Genomic DNA, 17314 nt, shown 5'->3' with positions numbered 1-17314 from the left:
TATTATATCAGCTAAAAATAAGATTTCAATTTTAGAACTTCATATTTTTGACAATGCTGAAAAGTTAAAATAGTAAAGCACGAGCCCAGTGTACACTAGGCTCGTGCTGGAAGAATTTAAGCTCTCGTTTTTGTGTTAAGAGTTTTCATTTTTACCTGTTTTTAATCATATTGCTTTTTAATCGGTTTGTATATTCGTGCTTTTTTTAGCACCGTCTTCGGAACTTGGAATGTTACCGTAACGACACCTGGATGGCGGCCGATTTCAATGGAACCCGTAATGGTTGCACGATTCATTACTTCCGGCTCACTCATGTCAAATAGTTTTGCGGCTCTGCTAATTGCATTAGTTGTCGCATCATTTAATGTTGTACCTGTACCCACTATAGACACAGGGAACACTTCTTCCACCTGTTTGACACCAAATTCCTCCGCAAGTTCGCGGGCTCTACGTTTTTCTTCTTTTGAAAAAGGCTTTGCTGTGTATGGAAGATCTTCTTCATTTGGTAATAATATCGGGCCTTCAAGTGCTACTTTTTTCAATACACTTACCTGTAGCTGTACGATTCCTGCGACATCTGTTGTATGTCCAGCAATTTCACCGTCTCCTTGCATGGCATGCATATCGCCAATGTACACGCCACCACCTGGTACCTTTACAGGGCAAATAATTGTAGCGCCTTCGCGAACACGGCTAATATCCATATGTCCATCTGTTCGATGAGTATCTAATTCTGCTTGCGTAAATGCATATTCATGTGGAGCTCCTATTAAAAATGAGCCAAAATCACCAGCATTATGTGAATCTGGCATCGCCTTCGAAGGCGTTGTCCCTAGCTGACCTAAAAATGGTCGCATTCTTGCCATGACGCCGATTAAGTCACTTGGCGCTAGAGCAACGACAGGGTTTTGCACAGAGTTTTCAGGCGTGCGCATATAATTTTTTGCATCCAATGCAATACGTCTTGCACCCTCTCGTCCTACGGTTAAACCGATATTCCCCTTTTGGTCTAGTGCCATTGTATAACCATTTGTCATTTTAAATGGCGCAGTTTCTGTATCACAAGTTGAACAGCGTATTGCTTGAGGTCCAATTCCATTCACTACAGTAGATGGATGGAGCTTACCACAGCCAGGACATTTTACTGATACGAACGGATCACCGATAAAACGGTCAAGTATTGCCTCGTCATGCCCAGATGCCGTTGCAAGTGATGTTACCTGTATAGATTTTATTGTAATAACAATTGCATCGCCTACTTCGGCACCTTCTACAAAGACGGGCTTCGTTACTTCGTGTCCACCACGAATGGTTGGCGTTAACATCGGCCCCCAACATCCTGGTGTCGTATTGGCAATAATTGTGCCACCATTTTTGACAGGACCTAGCATTTTTTGCTGTGGATCTAAAATACCGTCTATGAATTCATTCACAAACAATGTTTCCACAGCTTTAGGCTGCTGTACACTTTCGTCATTTTCTGGTTGATTAGCTTTTTCATGCATTTGTAATTCCGTAATCATGTTTATTCACTCTCCCAATCCAAAAAATTATTTTATGTAGTCTACACAAGTGTAAAAGAGAGCTCTCCACTTATACGAGCAGAGAGCCATTATTATTAGTATTTAAGAACAAATCTACTATGTGAGAAGACTTCATTTAAAGCTTATTGCGTTTAACGATAGCTACGCATCACTGCGTATACCATTAATTTCGACAGCGAGTTCGATAGTTCCTGCAAATACGAGTAAAACCACACTAAATTTACAATTAGTAGCTATCATCATGTCGAAGTAGCACGTTGCTAGTTGACAGCTAATAGTTGTTACTTGTTGCTCTATTCATCGTGCTTCGTCTTTCTCGCTCTTTCATTTATAATAAAGCTGATAAAGAAGTAATATTTAACAACAAGACCTTTATTTAAAGTAAAAATAGAAAGGGTGTATGCATCAAATGGCAGAACCAACCATTTTAATTGTAGAAGATGAAGCTGATTTAGCCAATCTTCTAAAGGTCAGTCTCTTAAAAGAAGGCTATAAACAAATCCATATTGCTGACTCCATTGAAAAAGCTTGGTTAAGCTTTCAACAAACCCCCCCCGACATTGTGCTCCTTGATGTCATGCTTCCAGACGGTGAAGGCTATGATTTGTGCCGTCGAATTCGTGAAGTTTCGCATATCCCAGTGCTGTTCTTGTCAGCCAAAAATGAGGAAATCGATAAAATATTAGGGCTTGCTATTGGTGGTGACGATTATATTACAAAACCTTTTAGCCCTAAAGAAGTGGCTTATCGTGTAAAGGCTCAGCTACGTCGAGCCGGCTATCAAATACAGGAAACGCCATTACCTGTTGCAAAGGCGATTCAAGCTGGACCATTCGTGCTCAATAGCGATGAAACGGAAGTACATAAAGACGGTACTTTATTAGAGTTAACAGCTAAGGAGATTGGTTTAATGGCTTGTTTTATGCATAATCCTAACCGTATTTTAAGCAAGGAAACATTATTTGAGCGTGTATGGAGCGAGGATTTCTTTGGCTCTGACAATACAGTTATGGTGCACATACGGCGTCTTCGTGAAAAGATTGAAGTAGATCCATCCAAACCGGTCTTTATTACAACCGTTAAAGGGCTTGGCTATAAATTAGTTGTGCCAAAAGAGTTACAACGATGAAATGGCGATTAACAGCACGCTTTTTACTTTCCATCTTATCGATTGTCATCATCGTTATTTTTGTTAATACCGCTATTTTATTTGGACTAATTCTCTATCAGCAATTTAATAAATTTAATGATGCTACTGCTGATACCGAGGAAATTTTTGTACGCGAGTTCCAGCAGTATATTGATGTGGGCACTGGGCTTCCTTCTGTCAGTAAAGAAGGACTTCAACAATTACACCAACGAAATGCTTGGATTCAATTGCTGGATGTAAATGGGCAAGTGACTGGTGCTTATTTTGAACCTCGAGAGGCACTTTCTCACTATGCGCCCATTGATTTAATTCAAGTTTACAAATATAAAGAATTCGATGTTGATACAACAGTTTATGTAGGAAGTAAAGATAACATTAACTATTTAATCGGCATTAAAGGCAGTGGCGTTTCAAGATACGTGGTTCATCTTTCAGGCGCATCTACATTACAACTTATCGGAAAGTATGGTTTGCTGATCATTATCGCCGATTTACTAGTTGCAACGCTTGTTGGTTGGTTATTCGGTCGCACGCTCACTAAACCTCTTTACGCAATGATTGAACGCATTCAGCATTTAAAAAATCACAAGCATCTGCCTATAAAAGTGCCAAAAGGTCTGTATCGTCCAGTATTTGAAAATTTAAGTGAAGTATCGAGCGAGTTGGCTGCCCATGAGCAAGAACGGAAACGTTTAGAGATAATGCGTGAGGAGTGGATTAGCAACGTCTCACATGATATGAAGACACCACTTGCATCCATTCGGGGTTATGCAGAGTTACTACATGATCGGAACTTATCGCCAAGCGATCGGACGGAATATGCCCAAATTATTGAAAAGCAGTCATTGCATATGCAAGAATTACTGGATGATTTAAATTTAACAATGCGTCTTAGACACCAGCAACTTCCGCTAACTTTAACGGAAGTGAATATGGTACAGTTTATGCGCGAAATTGTCATCGACACACTCAATACACCTCCCTATGAGCAAGCAAATATAGACTTTGATGCTACAGCAGAGGTTATTCTACATGCTATAGATGAACATTTTATGCGACGGGCTGTAGTGAATTTTTTATACAATGCATTGCTGCATAATCCTCCCGATGTAAACGTACATGTAACGGTTGATACGAACACCATTACAATAGCCGACAATGGTCGGGGCATAAGTGCCGAAGATTTAGCACATATTTTTGAGCGCTATTATCGTGGGACCAATACTGAGCAAATACAGGGTACTGGACTGGGAACTGCAATTGCACGAGATATTATTGAAGCTCACGGAGGAACCGTAACCATCCTATCTGAAGAGCAAAAAGGAACTACAGTCACTATTCAATTATAAACTACCAAAATATAAGAAGAGCAGTCCTCATATTATGGACTGCTCCTCTCTATTATTTCATTTGAGCCTGCACTTTTGCTGGCATATCGTCAAATTGTATTTCATCATAAGACGTCACTTCATTTTCTTTTTTCACGTAAAGCTTCAAATAAGCGTCCAGACGCAGATTTTTTTGTGCAGAAAATTTCAATGTCATCTCTTCTCCGTTTTCTTTAAATGCTGGTAGCTCATACCAATACGTTTGGAGTATTTGTCCATCATCAGCCTTATATTCTTCCAATTTTCCATCCGCTGTGATATGCACATAGTAAGTATCTTTATTTAAACGGTTAAAGTCTACAGTCATTAGTACACTTAGACCTGCCACAAACAAAATAAACAATGCCCCAATACTGATAAACATCTTTTTCATATTAATTCCCCTGTCTCACAATTTTATAAAACGACCGTACAGTAAAGAGATAATACAAGCCGTAAATTACTGAATATGCAATCATCCATAATAGTACAGGCTTCGTTATATCCATATTAAATAATTGTGAAAATGCTAGCAGCGCGAAAGCACTGTGTACAATACCAACCACAAGTGGAGCACCAAATATGACGGCAACCTGTCCCGCAACAGTCCTCAATATTTGCTTACTATTCACACCGATTTTATTTAATACTGCATACTTCGCCTGATCTTCTTCTGCCTCTGTTAGCACTTTAAAGTAAATAATACTGCCGGTAGCTGCTAAAAATACAAGCCCTAAAAAACTGCCTACAAATAGTAATGAGCCGACTGTACCTAAACCATCCTCGTAGCTTTGCGGAACACTTGAAAACCACTCTTGTTGCTCCGTTGATAGTTGTTCATAAATTTCTTTAGACACACGTTGCTGCTTCAAATCATTCTCCATGCCAACAACCTGCATCGTTACCGATTCGGCATTCGTCGTATCAAATGTTTGGTCGTTTACGACAAGCACCGTACCAGCTGACATAAAGTTTAGCACACTATCTGTGTACATTTTGTCGATATAAAAGGATTCCCCACTCTGCAATTTAAAGTGTTCACCGGTAAAGTCATGTGAAAAACGTTCATCAAAATTAACATCAAGTAGTATAGCTGAACCATCTGCTATATGCAGTTCACGATTTGTATCCTGTAATGTCGCTAAACGATTGTAATCCGATTCCTTCAATAATGTATATTCAAAAAAAGCAAATTCATTATCGACACGTAAATTTTTGGCATCAATCGTTTCATTGTATAAGACGTTCTGTTGGTCAAACTCTACTGCTTCACCTTTCCACATAAATGTGTTTGGTGATACAAGACGCACTGATGCTTCGGTATTGTAGTACATTCCAAAAACGCCACCACCTGCCGTAATCGTTGTAGCGCTTAGAATCGCGATGATAGACAACGATTTAGCATTTGCACGTATACGATACAATAGCTGTGAAACACCTATTAAATTTAGCCCTCTCCACGACCATGAAGTAGCGTTTTTCAGCGCCGTCAGCACAAACACGCTGACACTATGGAACAATAAGTATGTCCCTGTAATTGTCATACCTATTACTAGAAGTGGTGTACCAAGAATCGTGAATAGTTTCCAAATAGAGCTTGTGAAAATATCTGTAGAGGCCGTGTAATAACTAAAGCTAATAAACACTGTGCCTAGTATTGCTGCCAAAAGGGATGCACGGGGAATTTTCTCCCCTTGCTTCTCTGCATGAAACAAATCGATTAGTTTAAATTGATAGATAACTCTGTAGCCCTGTAAGGAAGTAAATAAGAATAACACCGCAAAAATCCCTGCTGTTTGAAGCACTGCTTCTGGTGTAAATGTTAAATTTGCTACGACTTGATAGCCCATCAGTCGCACTAAAATTGTTAATAGCACCTTTGACATAAAAAAGCCTAGTACAATGCCTAAAATCAATGATAAAAGCCCAATTACTAAGTTCTCAAAAAAGAGCATTAATCCAATTTTTTGCTTACGTACACCTAATAGTGAATAGAGTGCCACTTCTTTTTTCCGCTTCTTCATAAAAAACGAATTGGAATACGCGATAAAAATCACAATGAAAAATAAAAGTACAATCGACGATGCATTCATCAGTCCTTTAATTTGTTGCGACATATTTGTTGAAGCCGTAAGCTCATCATTGTATTTTAACGTGACAAATGTAAAGTAAATGACGATGCTAAACACCATCGAAGCGATGTATAAAAAATAATTCGACAAATTGCGCTGAATATTTTTGCGCGCCAAGCTAAATAACGTCATTTACTCCACCTCCGATGCCTGCAAGCACCTGTAATATCTCTTGGAAAAACTGCTTTCTCGTTTGTATCCCACGATGAATTTCCTTGGAAAGCTGCCCATCTTGTATAAAGAGAATGCGTTGACAGAAGCTTGCTGCAAACGCATCGTGTGTCACCATCATGATGGTTGCCGCATGGGATTGATTCAAATCACTTAAACTTTCAAGTAAATCTGTCGCTGATTTTGAATCGAGTGCTCCTGTTGGTTCATCAGCGAAAATAAGCTTTGGCGCTGTTACTAATGCACGAGATGATGCTGTTCTTTGCTTTTGACCACCTGAAATTTGGTAAGGGTATTTATCGAGTAGGTTACTAATACCAAACAACTGTGCAATACGCTCTACCCTTGTAGCAATTTCTTTCTGAGGTACCTTTGCAATGGCAAGTGGTAGTACAATATTTTCACGCACTGTTAATGAATCGAGCAAATTGTAATCTTGGAAGATAAACCCTAAATTATCACGACGAAAATCTGCTAACTGCGTATCTTTCATATGCGCTAAATTTGTATTACCTATTACAATATCACCCGTTGTTGGCGTATCAATGGTTGCTAAAACATTTAAAAGCGTCGATTTCCCTGCACCTGAAGGTCCCATTACACCGACGAACTCACCTTGCGCTACTTCAAATGTTATATTTGCTAGCGCTGTAAATGTATTCGCGCCTTTGCCATATGTTTTACATACATTTTTTACTTTTAATAATGGCGTCATATACGCTCACCTCTTTCTGATTACAGTATACGACCCCAAACTTACAGCAAAATTGTCGCAAGCTTACAGCAACCTTAACTTTATACAGCACAAAAAGGATTCATACACAAAATGTGCATGAATCCTTTGTTTTGTTTACGTTGTATTCATCTGTTCGCGGGTATTGTATTCTATTTCGCGGGTATTTCTCTCTACTTCGCGGGTATTCATACCTTTTCCGCGGGTATCACTCTCTACTTCGCGGGTATTCACACTTTCATCGCTAACTATTTACTATATCCGTCCATTCATTCTTGCAGCTTGCTGTAATGGATCCCATACTCCATTGAAAGGTGGTGCATACGCTAAATCTAAATCGAGTAAGTCCGGTAATGTCATTTTATTGTATAAAGCGGTAGCAAAAACATCAATGCGTTTATCTACACCAGCAGGTCCAACGATTTGTGCACCTAACAGTTGCTGATCTCTCTTTTGGACAACGATTTTAATATACATCCGTTGTGCGCCTGGGTAGTAACCTGCAATATGACGTGCTGAAAATTTATATGCTTCGTAATCGAACCCAAGCTTTTTGGCCGTGTTTTCATTGATGCCTGTAGTGGCGATTGTCAAATCAAAAAATTTCATTATAGAGGTGCCGACAATGCCCCGAAACGGTGCAAACTTTCCAGACATATTAAGCCCAGCTAAGCGCCCCTGCTTATTTGCTGTCGTTCCAAGAGGTATATAATCTAAGCGTTCCTTTACAATATGAAAATGGGTTGCACAATCTCCAGCCGCATAAATATTCTCAACCGACGTCTCTAAATGGCGATTCACAACGATGGCTCCATTTTTAGCTAGTGCAATGTTTGTCCCATCTAAAAATTGTGTGTTTGGTTTTATGCCAGCAGCGACAATTACTAAATCCGTCTCTAACACGCCATTATTTGTAATGATTCGTTCAACTCGCGAAGAGCCTTCAAAGCCTTCAACATGCGTATTTAATAGAAGCTCTATACCTTGTTTTTTCGCCTCATCATGAACATGCTTTGCTAGTTCTTCATCTAAAATATTGGCAACTTGACTACCTCGTTGTATCAGTCGAACTTTTTTATTACATGCATGAATCGTTTCGGCCATTTCAAGTCCGATATAGCCTCCACCAAGAATGGTCACCTGTTCGATATTTGGCGATAAATCGGCCAATAAATCTTCTAATCCAGGTATTGTTTTAATTTTATGAATACCAGCTAATTCTGCACCTTTCTTTACTGGCATTATCGGATCCGCTCCAGTAGCGATCAGAAGCTTATCATAAGCAATTTCGAATGGTTCGCCTGAAAATTGCGTACCCATAACAAGCTGGTTCTCCACATCGATGCGTTCGACCTCATGTCCAACGCGTGCATCAATCCCATATTTATCACGGAATGTCTCCACATCTCGCGCGATTAGGCGCTTTGTCGATGAAATCCGACCATCTACTACATAAGGCAATCCACATTGTCCATATGAATAAATAAATCCACGCTCTAAAGAGGTAATTTCTGCTCCTGGTACATTTCTATAAATCTCCATAGCGGCTGACATTCCCGCCGCATCTCCCCCAATGATTACGAACTTCATCCTACGAGCCCCCTTATTTATCTATCACTAATTCTACATACTAGTTCATATATAGATGCGTATTCCGCCACTGACAGCGACTTTATAAATCAATGTTAACAAAAAGCGAAATACAAATGCACGTTTCCAGTACTACCATTTTCTAAAATATCGTGACAAAAAAACAGGTAAAGAAAAACAATTGTTTTTCTCTACCTGTTTTGCATACTTAGGCTTTTGTTATTTCTTCTTTGCAGAACGTTAAAATTTCTTCTAATTCATCCTCTTCCAGTGCAAAGTCTAAATACTCTCCCTTTGCCTTTTCCATAATGAAATAATTTAGAATAAATGGAGCTCCTTCTTTTTCACCAATTAAAACACGAATTTCAATACCTGCTTCATGGTATAGCTCATCCTCTTCGTCAATGTCCACATCTAAAATAAATTCAAAACGTTTACCTTCAATAATATTCGTCGGATCTAAAATTTCTTCCATCGAGAATTGTGTAATATCCATTTATACTAGCTCCTTTATCTTTACCTATTCTTTTCTATAATAAATCAATTTCAGCATGGGTCAACTAGAAAACCTGTATACACCTCCATGCAATTATGCCACAATAAAATAAAACTTTTAGCCTTCTGTTTTTTTCAGCAATTCAAATTAGCTAAAAGTTAACATTTGACAAGCTACATACTTATTACATAAAGGAGGCTTTTTAATGAAAGAGCTACTATATTATCAAAACGCTATGCAACAGGAATTTACAGCAACGGTTGTACATACTGGTAGTGAGCCTGATGGACGCCAGTACGTTGTGCTTTCTAATACCGCCTTTTACCCAACAGGTGGTGGTCAACCACATGATACAGGTACTTTAAACAATACTAAAGTAATCGATGTCGAAAAAATTGACGATGAAATTCGCCACTATATCGAAGGTGAAGCTTCCAATTTCTCTGGTGAAGTACATGGCAAATTGAACTGGAAACGAAGATTCGATCATATGCAACAGCACGCTGGACAGCATATTTTAACAGCAGCATTTGTCGAACTTTTTGATGCACCAACCGTAAGCTTTCACCTCGGTAGTGAGCAAGTTACGATAGATATTGCTGTAGATTCATTATCAAACGAACAGCTTGCGGCGGCTGAAGCTCGGGCAAATGCTATTATTTTAGAAAACCGTCCAATAGAAACAAAATGGATTACCGAACAGCAACTTGTTGACTATAACTTGCGTAAAGAGGTAGCTGTCACAGGAGATATTCGATTAGTCATCATCCCTGATTTCGACTACAATGGCTGCGGCGGTACACACCCGACATCTACTGGACAAGTTAGCGCAATTAAAATTCTAGGGACAGAAAAAATGAAAGGCAATGTGCGTGTCTCCTTTGTATGCGGAGGGCGAGTTTTAGCAGAGCTAGCAATGCGAAAAACCGTACTGGCGGACGTGGCAAGGCAGTTAAGTGTGCCTGAAACCGAAGCAGCAACTGCACTTACAAAGCTTTTAGCAAGCCAAAAAACGACAGAAAAAGCGCTTGTAGCCGCAAGAGAAGAATTGCTTGATTTTGAGGCAAAAGCATTAGCTTCTAGTGATACACATATTATCGCTACTGCTTTTCATAATCGCACGATACAAGAGCTCCAAAAATTAGCTCGTTTTATTGTTGCTGAACGTGCTGATGTTATTGCCCTACTTGTTTCAGAAAATGAAGATAAATTACAATTTGTTGCTGCTCGTGGTACACAAGTAGAAGCTAGCATGAAAGAGCTTGCTGCAAAAGCTTTACCATTTATTAATGGTAAGGGTGGTGGTAGCGATCAGATGGTGCAAGGCGGTGGTGAGCGCATGATTACTTGCGAACAACTGCTCACTGCTATGCAAGATGCGCTACAATAAATCTGTATACAGTAACAAGCCTCGCAAAGCAAAACTGCTTTGCGAGGCTTGTTGTATAATGGCTTAATTTTTTTAATCAATTAACTTTGAAGTTTTTAGGAAGCGCTCGATTATTACTGCAACCTCTGCACGTGTAATATTATCTGTTGGGGCTACCATTTGATTGCTTCTTCCTGTCACAAGGCCTGTTTTCACTGATAGGGCAATGTAACGTTTTGCATCATCGGCAATTTTTTGATTGTCACTAAATGGCGCTAAAATTGTATTAACTTCTTCCTCTGTGATATCTGTATTGATATCCGTTAGAGACAATGCTCTGGCTAAAATCGTCATCGCTTGCTGACGTGTTATTTTATCATTTGGTCCAAATTTGCCGTTACCATAGCCTTGAATTAAATTATATTCTGTAGCTGTATTTAAATAGTGCGCGTACCATGCATCTTGTGCAACGTCACTATATTTGATTGTACCTTCACTTGGCTTCAACCCTAAGCCGCGCACCATTATGGCAACAAATTGCGAACGTGTAATATCTTTATTTGGTTCAAATACACCCTGACTCGTGCCATCAATAATGAAGCGAGAGCCAAGATTATTAATGCTATCCTTTGCCCAATGGGTTGTTACATCATTAAATGCAACAGGATGCCATACAACAGTATATAAACTATTTGTTAAACTATTGATTACTGCATAGTACTTTCCTTCTTTTTGAACAACTTTCGTTGGCACGTGGTAAGTTGTTCCATCCGGTCTCACGACAACACCTGTTGTGATTTTGCTTAAATCCGTATCGTTTGGAAGTGCAATCGTACGTTCTATATAGGTGTTAAATTTACTTATTTCACCTGTAGTGTTTCCAAATGTATAAGTCACTTTAAAGTCAATTGGCTTTGTCACTAAAGAGAAATTCTGTTCATTTGCGGTAGTATCTACTATATGTGCTGCTTCTGCCGTTACTTTAGTAAGCTCTATACGAATTTTAATATCTTTTAGAGCAACTGTTGCGCCTAATTGTTGCGAGATGGCATCAATATTAATTTGTTGGGCTGGTAATTTATAAGAGGCTGTCGGTGTTTGGACGACAATTGTTGCCTGCTTATTCTCCATAGTTTTCACGATTTCACCATCTAGTTCACCGATAATCATGTCTGCATTGGTGTCACTAATAGGAATCGTTATGATAGCGTGATTCCCTGAAGTTTGTAGCTTTTCTTGAAGTTTCGCTGAATCCGCCAGCAGTGTAATCACCTTCTGATTATTAACTGTCGATTTTATAGCCTTACCAAGTGACATCTCTTCGCCGTTGACGATAATAATTGCTGCATCTGTCGGTGCCGGATCTGGTGTCGGCGTTGTGCTTGGTATGTCAGAGCTATTGTTACTATCACTTGTAGCAGGAGGCGCTTCCTTTGAAATTACAATGGTGTACTGCTGATATGCTCCATCAACAGCTGTTACCATCACAGAAATTGTATTTAAACCTATTGCTAGTTTTACAGGCTGTGTAGCTAATGTTCCGTTTACAGTAACTGTGGATTTGCTATCTTCTACGGTCGGTGTAATGATGACACTATCTACTCCAGCAGAAACTTTTGCTGTATATGTTTTTATATGTTTGTTAAAGGCAGGGCTTAATGTACCGCTTGAAATCGTTAAATTTTTCAAATTCGCATTTGTAGAATTTGATAAAGCTTTCACAATAATTGTGAATGTTTTCGATTCTGTTACATTTCCTTTTGAAATAGTAGCCGTTAACATAACTGTTTGATTACCCTGCAATGCAGTCGGTCGAGTCACCTTGCCATCATTCGCTATAATGTCAGACTTATTGGATGACCAACTAATTGTTGTGCCATTCATACCTACAGTCGGTAATGTAAGTTTTTGTGTGACTGATGTTGCTGAATCCCCTGCGCTATATAACACTGCCAAGGAACTTTTATCGTTTTGCACTTTATTCGACAGCACTTGATAAAGTATGGTATTGATTTCAGTTTGTAACATTTCTATTTTATCAAAACCTTCAGTAGGTCGAACTTGAAGCAATTGTTTACACACTTCATCTTGTTCTTCCGTAGTTAACAAATTGTAGTCATTCAAGTCCAACTGTGTTTCTTCTTCAAATACTGTCCATAACTCAAAAGCATCAGCAGCACTATTGACATTTATTAAAAATGAACGAGCTGTGAGAGCATTTAAATAGGTCTGTCTTAACAAAGTAATTGAATTATAACCAGCTTGTGGACGCTTCTCTATCATCCAATTGGCTAATTCATTCTGATCCGCTAATTTGAAATTTAAATACAATTGATATGCACCCGCTGTATAGTGTAATACATTCCAATCTTTCAGCATTGCGGATTTCATATCCTCTATATTACTAGCATTATTAAAAGAACCTAAGTCATTTTGTGCTGCTGAGGCGTTAGACATTGGCGCTAAGCATAGCGCCAATGCAATTAAAATGAGCAATAAGCTTGATCCTTTATTTTTTTTGTATCGAATACGACTCACCCATTTCTGATCAAAATATAAACTTATTAGTTCGCTTTATTTAATAGTAGAATAATCACCAGGCTGTAACTGTCTCCATTCAGAGCTTTCAAAGATTGAAGACCCTGATTGGAATCTGCTATATCGTGCAAGACCACCATTATTCGGTAAAAGAGCAGTTGTCGAAGCTGGATCTCCTAGTAAATCGACGATTTGACCATTGCTCTCTAAAGCGATGGCTACAATATAACTACCATTTGCAACATGGAACTCTGTATTATAATATGTCGCATTTGTTAGATCAAAAAAATCATAAAATAATTCATTAATTACGACGTAACTTGCAATATTTGAACTAAACATCTCTACTCTCTCAACATTGCGAGTACTCGTTGTTGGATTATACTGATGGAGTACAATTTCATATCCAAAAGCGTCTTCTAATTTAGGATTAGATAGTTGGATAACATCTCTACCGTTCCCACCTTGCAAAAAGTCAGATATAAATAATGTCGGTGCTTCAATTGCTACTATAAAAGTCGTTGACACTTGTCCACCATTACCATCTTTAGCTGTTACTGTAATTGTGCTTGATCCGATTGCTTTCGGTTGTAGTGAGAGAGTAGTCCCATTTAAAGTAACAGCAGCAACTGCCTCATTACTTGAATTCACACTTAATGTTAAGGCATCCTGATCTCCATCGGTAAATACGTCTTTCAGTTCTATAGTCCAAATAACTCCATTTTCATTTCCTCGTTGATCTTTAATCGTTTTCGCTACGATTGGCGCATGATTAGAAGAAGCTGCTGTAACTGTTACTGTAAAGTTTGTTGAAATAGTGCCCCCATTGCCATCAGTAGCCGTTAAAGTAATCGTAGCTGCACCAACTTTTTGGGGTGAAATGCTCAAAATTGTGCCATTCAAACTAACAGTAGCTATGTCTGTATCATTCGATACGGCACTCAATGTTAAAACATCATTATCTGCATCTGTAAATACATTGCTAATATCAATAGTACTATCCGCGCTATTAACAGCTAATGTTTGATTTGTAAGAGCCTCTGCTACTACGGGATCTGTATTGGCTTGAGGTAAAACTTCCACTTCGAAGCTGGTCATAGCTCGTCCTAACTTCCCATCATCTGCAGTTACTTTTATTCTTGTATTGCCAGGTGCTACCCCTTCAATAATAAGTTGGTCGCCGTTAACTTGTGTCGAAACAATTCCAAAAGGAGCTGACATAACCTTATAAGTTAATGTGTCTCCATCGGCATCATAGAATACCTTACTTAAGTCAATCACCTTTTGCGGTTGTCCCAGTGTAATAGTTTGCTTTGGGATTCTCTCAGATGCTACAACAACAGGCAATTGATTGTTCGAAGCCGCATAAGTGAATTGTGTAGAGAAACTAAGAATAATAGAAATAACCAACATTAAACAGAGCGTTACTAAAATTTTTCTCGTATTTAATTTAATATCCAACACGAAGCCTCCTCTAATAATGTAATTGTGTTTTCTTTTGACAATGCTTGTTATGTAAACCTTAAAAACTTTAAAACATCTAAAAATGTATAGATGTCCTGACTGATTATATCAATCGAAACTCTCCAATTTCTCTCCAATAATCCAGTGTGTAAATCCATTCAATTCATAAAAAATGAGGCTGGGACAAAAGAGAAAAAGTGTTAGATTGATGGCAGTCAATCTAACACTTTTTTGCTATACCGTTGTTGTCCGCTATGGCGGTGCTTTCCGCGGGCACACACGTAAGCCGCAACCCTCGCTAACGCGCGGTCTGTTGCGTCTTACATTATGTGCTGCTCCCGCAGGAGTCACCGCCTCCGCTACCAACAACTAGTGAACACTTCTAATTTTTTATTTAATGCAAATGCAAGAATAGCTAAGTTTGCTAAGCTCCATATAGCAAAAAATTATGAACACCTTTCATCTGTTTCTTAAATTTTTTTAGTTATGTCCCAGCCTCTAGCTTGTATTTTATAATTTAAATTTTTGGATGGCTCCATGTAGACGGTTTGCCATGTCCGACATTTTTACAGTTTGCTTGTTCATTGCTTCTACCGTGTTCATTTGCTCGGCAGTAGCATTTTTCACTTCCGCTACATAATCACTTGCTGCATGGGCAGTTGCCGCCATTTCTTCCATAGAGGCAGAAACCTCTTCCGTATTAGCAGACATTTGTTCTGCGGAAGCATTCATTTCCTCAATTTGACCTGCTATTTCACCGACAGCTTGAACTATTTCTTCAAAGCGCTCTCCTACTGCTTCTATTGCTACTAGACCTCGCGCTACATTTTCTTCGCCATTTTCTGCTGCTTTCACAACCTCTAATGTGTGCGCCTGCACTCTATCAATTAATATATTAATTTGGGCAGCAGAGCCAGCTGTTTGTTCCGAAAGTTTTCTTACCTCCTCTGCGACTACCGCAAAGCCTTTACCTGCATCTCCTGCACGTGCAGCTTCAATTGAAGCGTTTAATGCTAATAGATTTGTTTGGTCTGAAATATCCGTAATCATTTTAGAAATTAGCTCTATTTCTTTCGATTCCTGTTCTAGCTTATGGATAATGTCGAGCTCTATGGCTGTTCCACGTTGTATTTCATCCATACGGCTAATCGACTGCTGGACTGCTCCGTTACTTTCACTTATTTTCTCGGAAATAAAATCAGTATTCGTAGCTATCGTTGAAGCAACTTCAGCAAAGTTTTGAATACCAAGTGCCATTTGCTCCATCGCTGAGGCACTTTCCTCTGCCATTGCCGTTTGACTTTGTGCGCCACGATCTACCTCACCTATTGCAAGTGCGATTTGCTCGGATTGTTTAGTGACAGCAATTACATCTCCCATTAACTCACAAGAGGTTTCATTTACCGCAGTCGCTTCTTTACCAGCCTGTGATATCATATCTCGCATATTATCTGCCATTTTATCTAAAGCCCGCACCATTGTCCCCATTTCATCAATACGCTTCAAATATTTAGCGGGGATTTCTTGCGTAAAATCTCCCTCAGATAATCCTTCACTAATACGAAGTACGTGGCGAAGCGGTTTACTTACAGATCTCGATATCGCAAACGAAATCAACAATCCCAAGATAGAGACAATAATCGTCATTACAATAAAGTTGGTCTTCAATTGAGAAAGCCCTGCTAGCATTTCATCCTCTAGTGCGATGACCCCCATTTTCCAACCATTATCTAACGTATGATATCCCATTAAACTCGTACCGTGGTCCTTCGTATCGAAAGAGAAATAGCCATTTGTATTACGTATCATTTCCTTTGCTGCTAACGATTCACCAGTTATTTCGCCAGATTCTTCTGCGGCAGAAATTGCATTCACCTGCTCTTTAACAAGAGCATGATTTTTATGTCCAATAACGGTACCTTTTGCATCTAACATAAGGGCATAACCATTTTCTCCAACTTGAATGTCTTCAACAATGTTAGATAAATAATAACCATCTATACGTGCTAACAATAATGCTTTTTCTCCAGTCACAGTATCGATTGGTGCTACGATTAAAATAACTGGTTCACCCGTGACACGGCTAATCGTGATTTCTGACATTACTGTCTTGCCTGTAAATCCTTCCTTTACATAATCACGATCACCTAAATCTGCTGTTGTATTATCTAAATAATGGGCTACCCCGTCAGATGTGATAATGCCAAAGCCTAAATAATTTTTACTATCATCCATACGCTTTGTTAAATAAGTTTTTTGCTCCTCAAACGCCATACCACGGATAACTGCTTGTTCCGCAATAGCCTCCACTTCCACTAAAGCTAGCTGAAAATGCTCCTCTATGTATTTTGATACATCTGCTGCTCTCGCTATCAAATTCGATTCAACCTGTTCTTCAACTGCTTTTGTACTATTCAACCATGTAGAAAAACCAAGGGTACCACATGTAACAAATACTAAAGCGATAATTGCTATAACTAATTTACCACCAATACCTTTAATCCACATATTCGCTTTGCTCATTTCTCCAAATTTATTTTTCATTATCATTTTAATTTTTGTAATTTTTTGCCCTTCTTCTTCAAGAGTAAGGTCACTAAAACTAGAAGTCAATAAAAGTTTTCCAATAAGAATAAAAATTGTCTAAAATTGTATTTATCATCATAAGCATAGTGCTTATAGTCTAATACATATTATCCACACACTTCCTAAATCGTTATTAAATAGATTTTTAAATGGATAAAAATAAAACTTTTTCCA

At 38.7% G+C, this 17314-nt stretch carries 12 protein-coding genes; 3 read left to right on the top strand and 9 right to left on the bottom strand.

The window, feature by feature from the left end; genetic code table 11:
- Positions 1-161 precede the first annotated feature (161 nt).
- Complete coding sequence (locus tag MHH88_RS01305) at positions 162-1523, bottom strand: acetamidase/formamidase family protein (RefSeq protein WP_339261108.1); 1362 nt, start codon at positions 1521-1523, stop codon at positions 162-164.
- A gap of 430 nt (positions 1524-1953) precedes the next feature.
- Here MHH88_RS01305 and MHH88_RS01300 point away from each other — a divergent pair, with 430 nt between their 5' ends.
- Together MHH88_RS01300 and MHH88_RS01295 are read left to right on the top strand one after the other, a co-directional pair.
- Positions 1954-2673: a response regulator transcription factor gene (locus MHH88_RS01300; RefSeq protein WP_339261106.1), complete on the top strand. Its 720-nt coding sequence runs from the start codon at positions 1954-1956 to the stop codon at positions 2671-2673.
- On the top strand, positions 2670-4043 hold the full coding sequence (locus tag MHH88_RS01295) for a HAMP domain-containing sensor histidine kinase (protein WP_339261104.1): 1374 nt from the start codon (positions 2670-2672) through the stop codon (positions 4041-4043). The genes MHH88_RS01300 and MHH88_RS01295 overlap by 4 nt, the downstream gene beginning before the upstream one ends.
- Before the next feature lie 52 nt (positions 4044-4095).
- Here MHH88_RS01295 and MHH88_RS01290 read toward each other — a convergent pair whose 3' ends face one another.
- From MHH88_RS01290 to MHH88_RS01270, 5 genes are all read right to left on the bottom strand, one after another.
- Complete coding sequence (locus MHH88_RS01290; protein WP_069508807.1) at positions 4096-4455, bottom strand: YxeA family protein; 360 nt, start codon at positions 4453-4455, stop codon at positions 4096-4098.
- A gap of 1 nt (position 4456) precedes the next feature.
- Complete coding sequence (locus MHH88_RS01285) at positions 4457-6325, bottom strand: ABC transporter permease (protein ID WP_339261102.1); 1869 nt, start codon at positions 6323-6325, stop codon at positions 4457-4459.
- On the bottom strand, positions 6312-7079 hold the full coding sequence (locus MHH88_RS01280; protein ID WP_339261100.1) for an ABC transporter ATP-binding protein: 768 nt from the start codon (positions 7077-7079) through the stop codon (positions 6312-6314). The genes MHH88_RS01285 and MHH88_RS01280 overlap by 14 nt, the downstream gene beginning before the upstream one ends.
- Positions 7080-7352: 273 nt before the next feature.
- Positions 7353-8687 carry an FAD-dependent oxidoreductase gene (locus tag MHH88_RS01275; protein ID WP_339261099.1) on the bottom strand — a complete coding sequence of 445 codons (1335 nt, stop codon included), beginning with the start codon at positions 8685-8687 and terminating at the stop codon, positions 7353-7355.
- Positions 8688-8895: 208 nt separating this feature from the next.
- Complete coding sequence (locus MHH88_RS01270; RefSeq protein WP_069508800.1) at positions 8896-9183, bottom strand: DUF6509 family protein; 288 nt, start codon at positions 9181-9183, stop codon at positions 8896-8898.
- Positions 9184-9388: 205 nt separating this feature from the next.
- Here MHH88_RS01270 and MHH88_RS01265 point away from each other — a divergent pair, with 205 nt between their 5' ends.
- Complete coding sequence (locus MHH88_RS01265; protein WP_339261097.1) at positions 9389-10573, top strand: DHHA1 domain-containing protein; 1185 nt, start codon at positions 9389-9391, stop codon at positions 10571-10573.
- A 72-nt stretch (positions 10574-10645) separates the two neighbouring features.
- Here the strand turns inward: MHH88_RS01265 and MHH88_RS01260 are convergent, their stop codons facing one another.
- From MHH88_RS01260 to MHH88_RS01250, 3 genes are all read right to left on the bottom strand, one after another.
- Entirely contained in the window at positions 10646-13090 is a 2445-nt protein-coding gene (locus MHH88_RS01260; protein ID WP_339261095.1) for an immunoglobulin-like domain-containing protein, read from the bottom strand.
- A gap of 36 nt (positions 13091-13126) precedes the next feature.
- On the bottom strand, positions 13127-14551 hold the full coding sequence (locus tag MHH88_RS01255; RefSeq protein ID WP_339261093.1) for an Ig-like domain-containing protein: 1425 nt from the start codon (positions 14549-14551) through the stop codon (positions 13127-13129).
- Between the two features lie 513 nt (positions 14552-15064).
- Positions 15065-17098, bottom strand: a complete 2034-nt coding sequence (locus tag MHH88_RS01250; protein WP_339261091.1) for a methyl-accepting chemotaxis protein — start codon at positions 17096-17098, stop codon at positions 15065-15067.
- Between the last annotated feature and the right edge of the window lie 216 nt (positions 17099-17314).

Source organism: Lysinibacillus sp. FSL K6-3209, assembly GCF_037976175.1.
Classification (GTDB): Bacteria; Bacillota; Bacilli; order Bacillales_A; family Planococcaceae; genus Lysinibacillus; species Lysinibacillus sphaericus_D.
This window is presented reverse-complemented; position numbering and strand designations above follow the sequence as displayed.

Coding starts and splice junctions, on each gene's coding strand:
- MHH88_RS01295 (WP_339261104.1), top strand. CDS start 2,670: ATGAAATGGCGATTAACAGCACGCTTTTTACTTTCCATCTTATCGATT.
- MHH88_RS01305 (WP_339261108.1), bottom strand. CDS start 1,523: ATGATTACGGAATTACAAATGCATGAAAAAGCTAATCAACCAGAAAAT.
- MHH88_RS01270 (WP_069508800.1), bottom strand. CDS start 9,183: ATGGATATTACACAATTCTCGATGGAAGAAATTTTAGATCCGACGAAT.
- MHH88_RS01300 (WP_339261106.1), top strand. CDS start 1,954: ATGGCAGAACCAACCATTTTAATTGTAGAAGATGAAGCTGATTTAGCC.
- MHH88_RS01280 (WP_339261100.1), bottom strand. CDS start 7,079: ATGACGCCATTATTAAAAGTAAAAAATGTATGTAAAACATATGGCAAA.
- MHH88_RS01290 (WP_069508807.1), bottom strand. CDS start 4,455: ATGAAAAAGATGTTTATCAGTATTGGGGCATTGTTTATTTTGTTTGTG.
- MHH88_RS01250 (WP_339261091.1), bottom strand. CDS start 17,098: ATGAAAAATAAATTTGGAGAAATGAGCAAAGCGAATATGTGGATTAAA.
- MHH88_RS01285 (WP_339261102.1), bottom strand. CDS start 6,325: ATGACGTTATTTAGCTTGGCGCGCAAAAATATTCAGCGCAATTTGTCG.
- MHH88_RS01275 (WP_339261099.1), bottom strand. CDS start 8,687: ATGAAGTTCGTAATCATTGGGGGAGATGCGGCGGGAATGTCAGCCGCT.
- MHH88_RS01265 (WP_339261097.1), top strand. CDS start 9,389: ATGAAAGAGCTACTATATTATCAAAACGCTATGCAACAGGAATTTACA.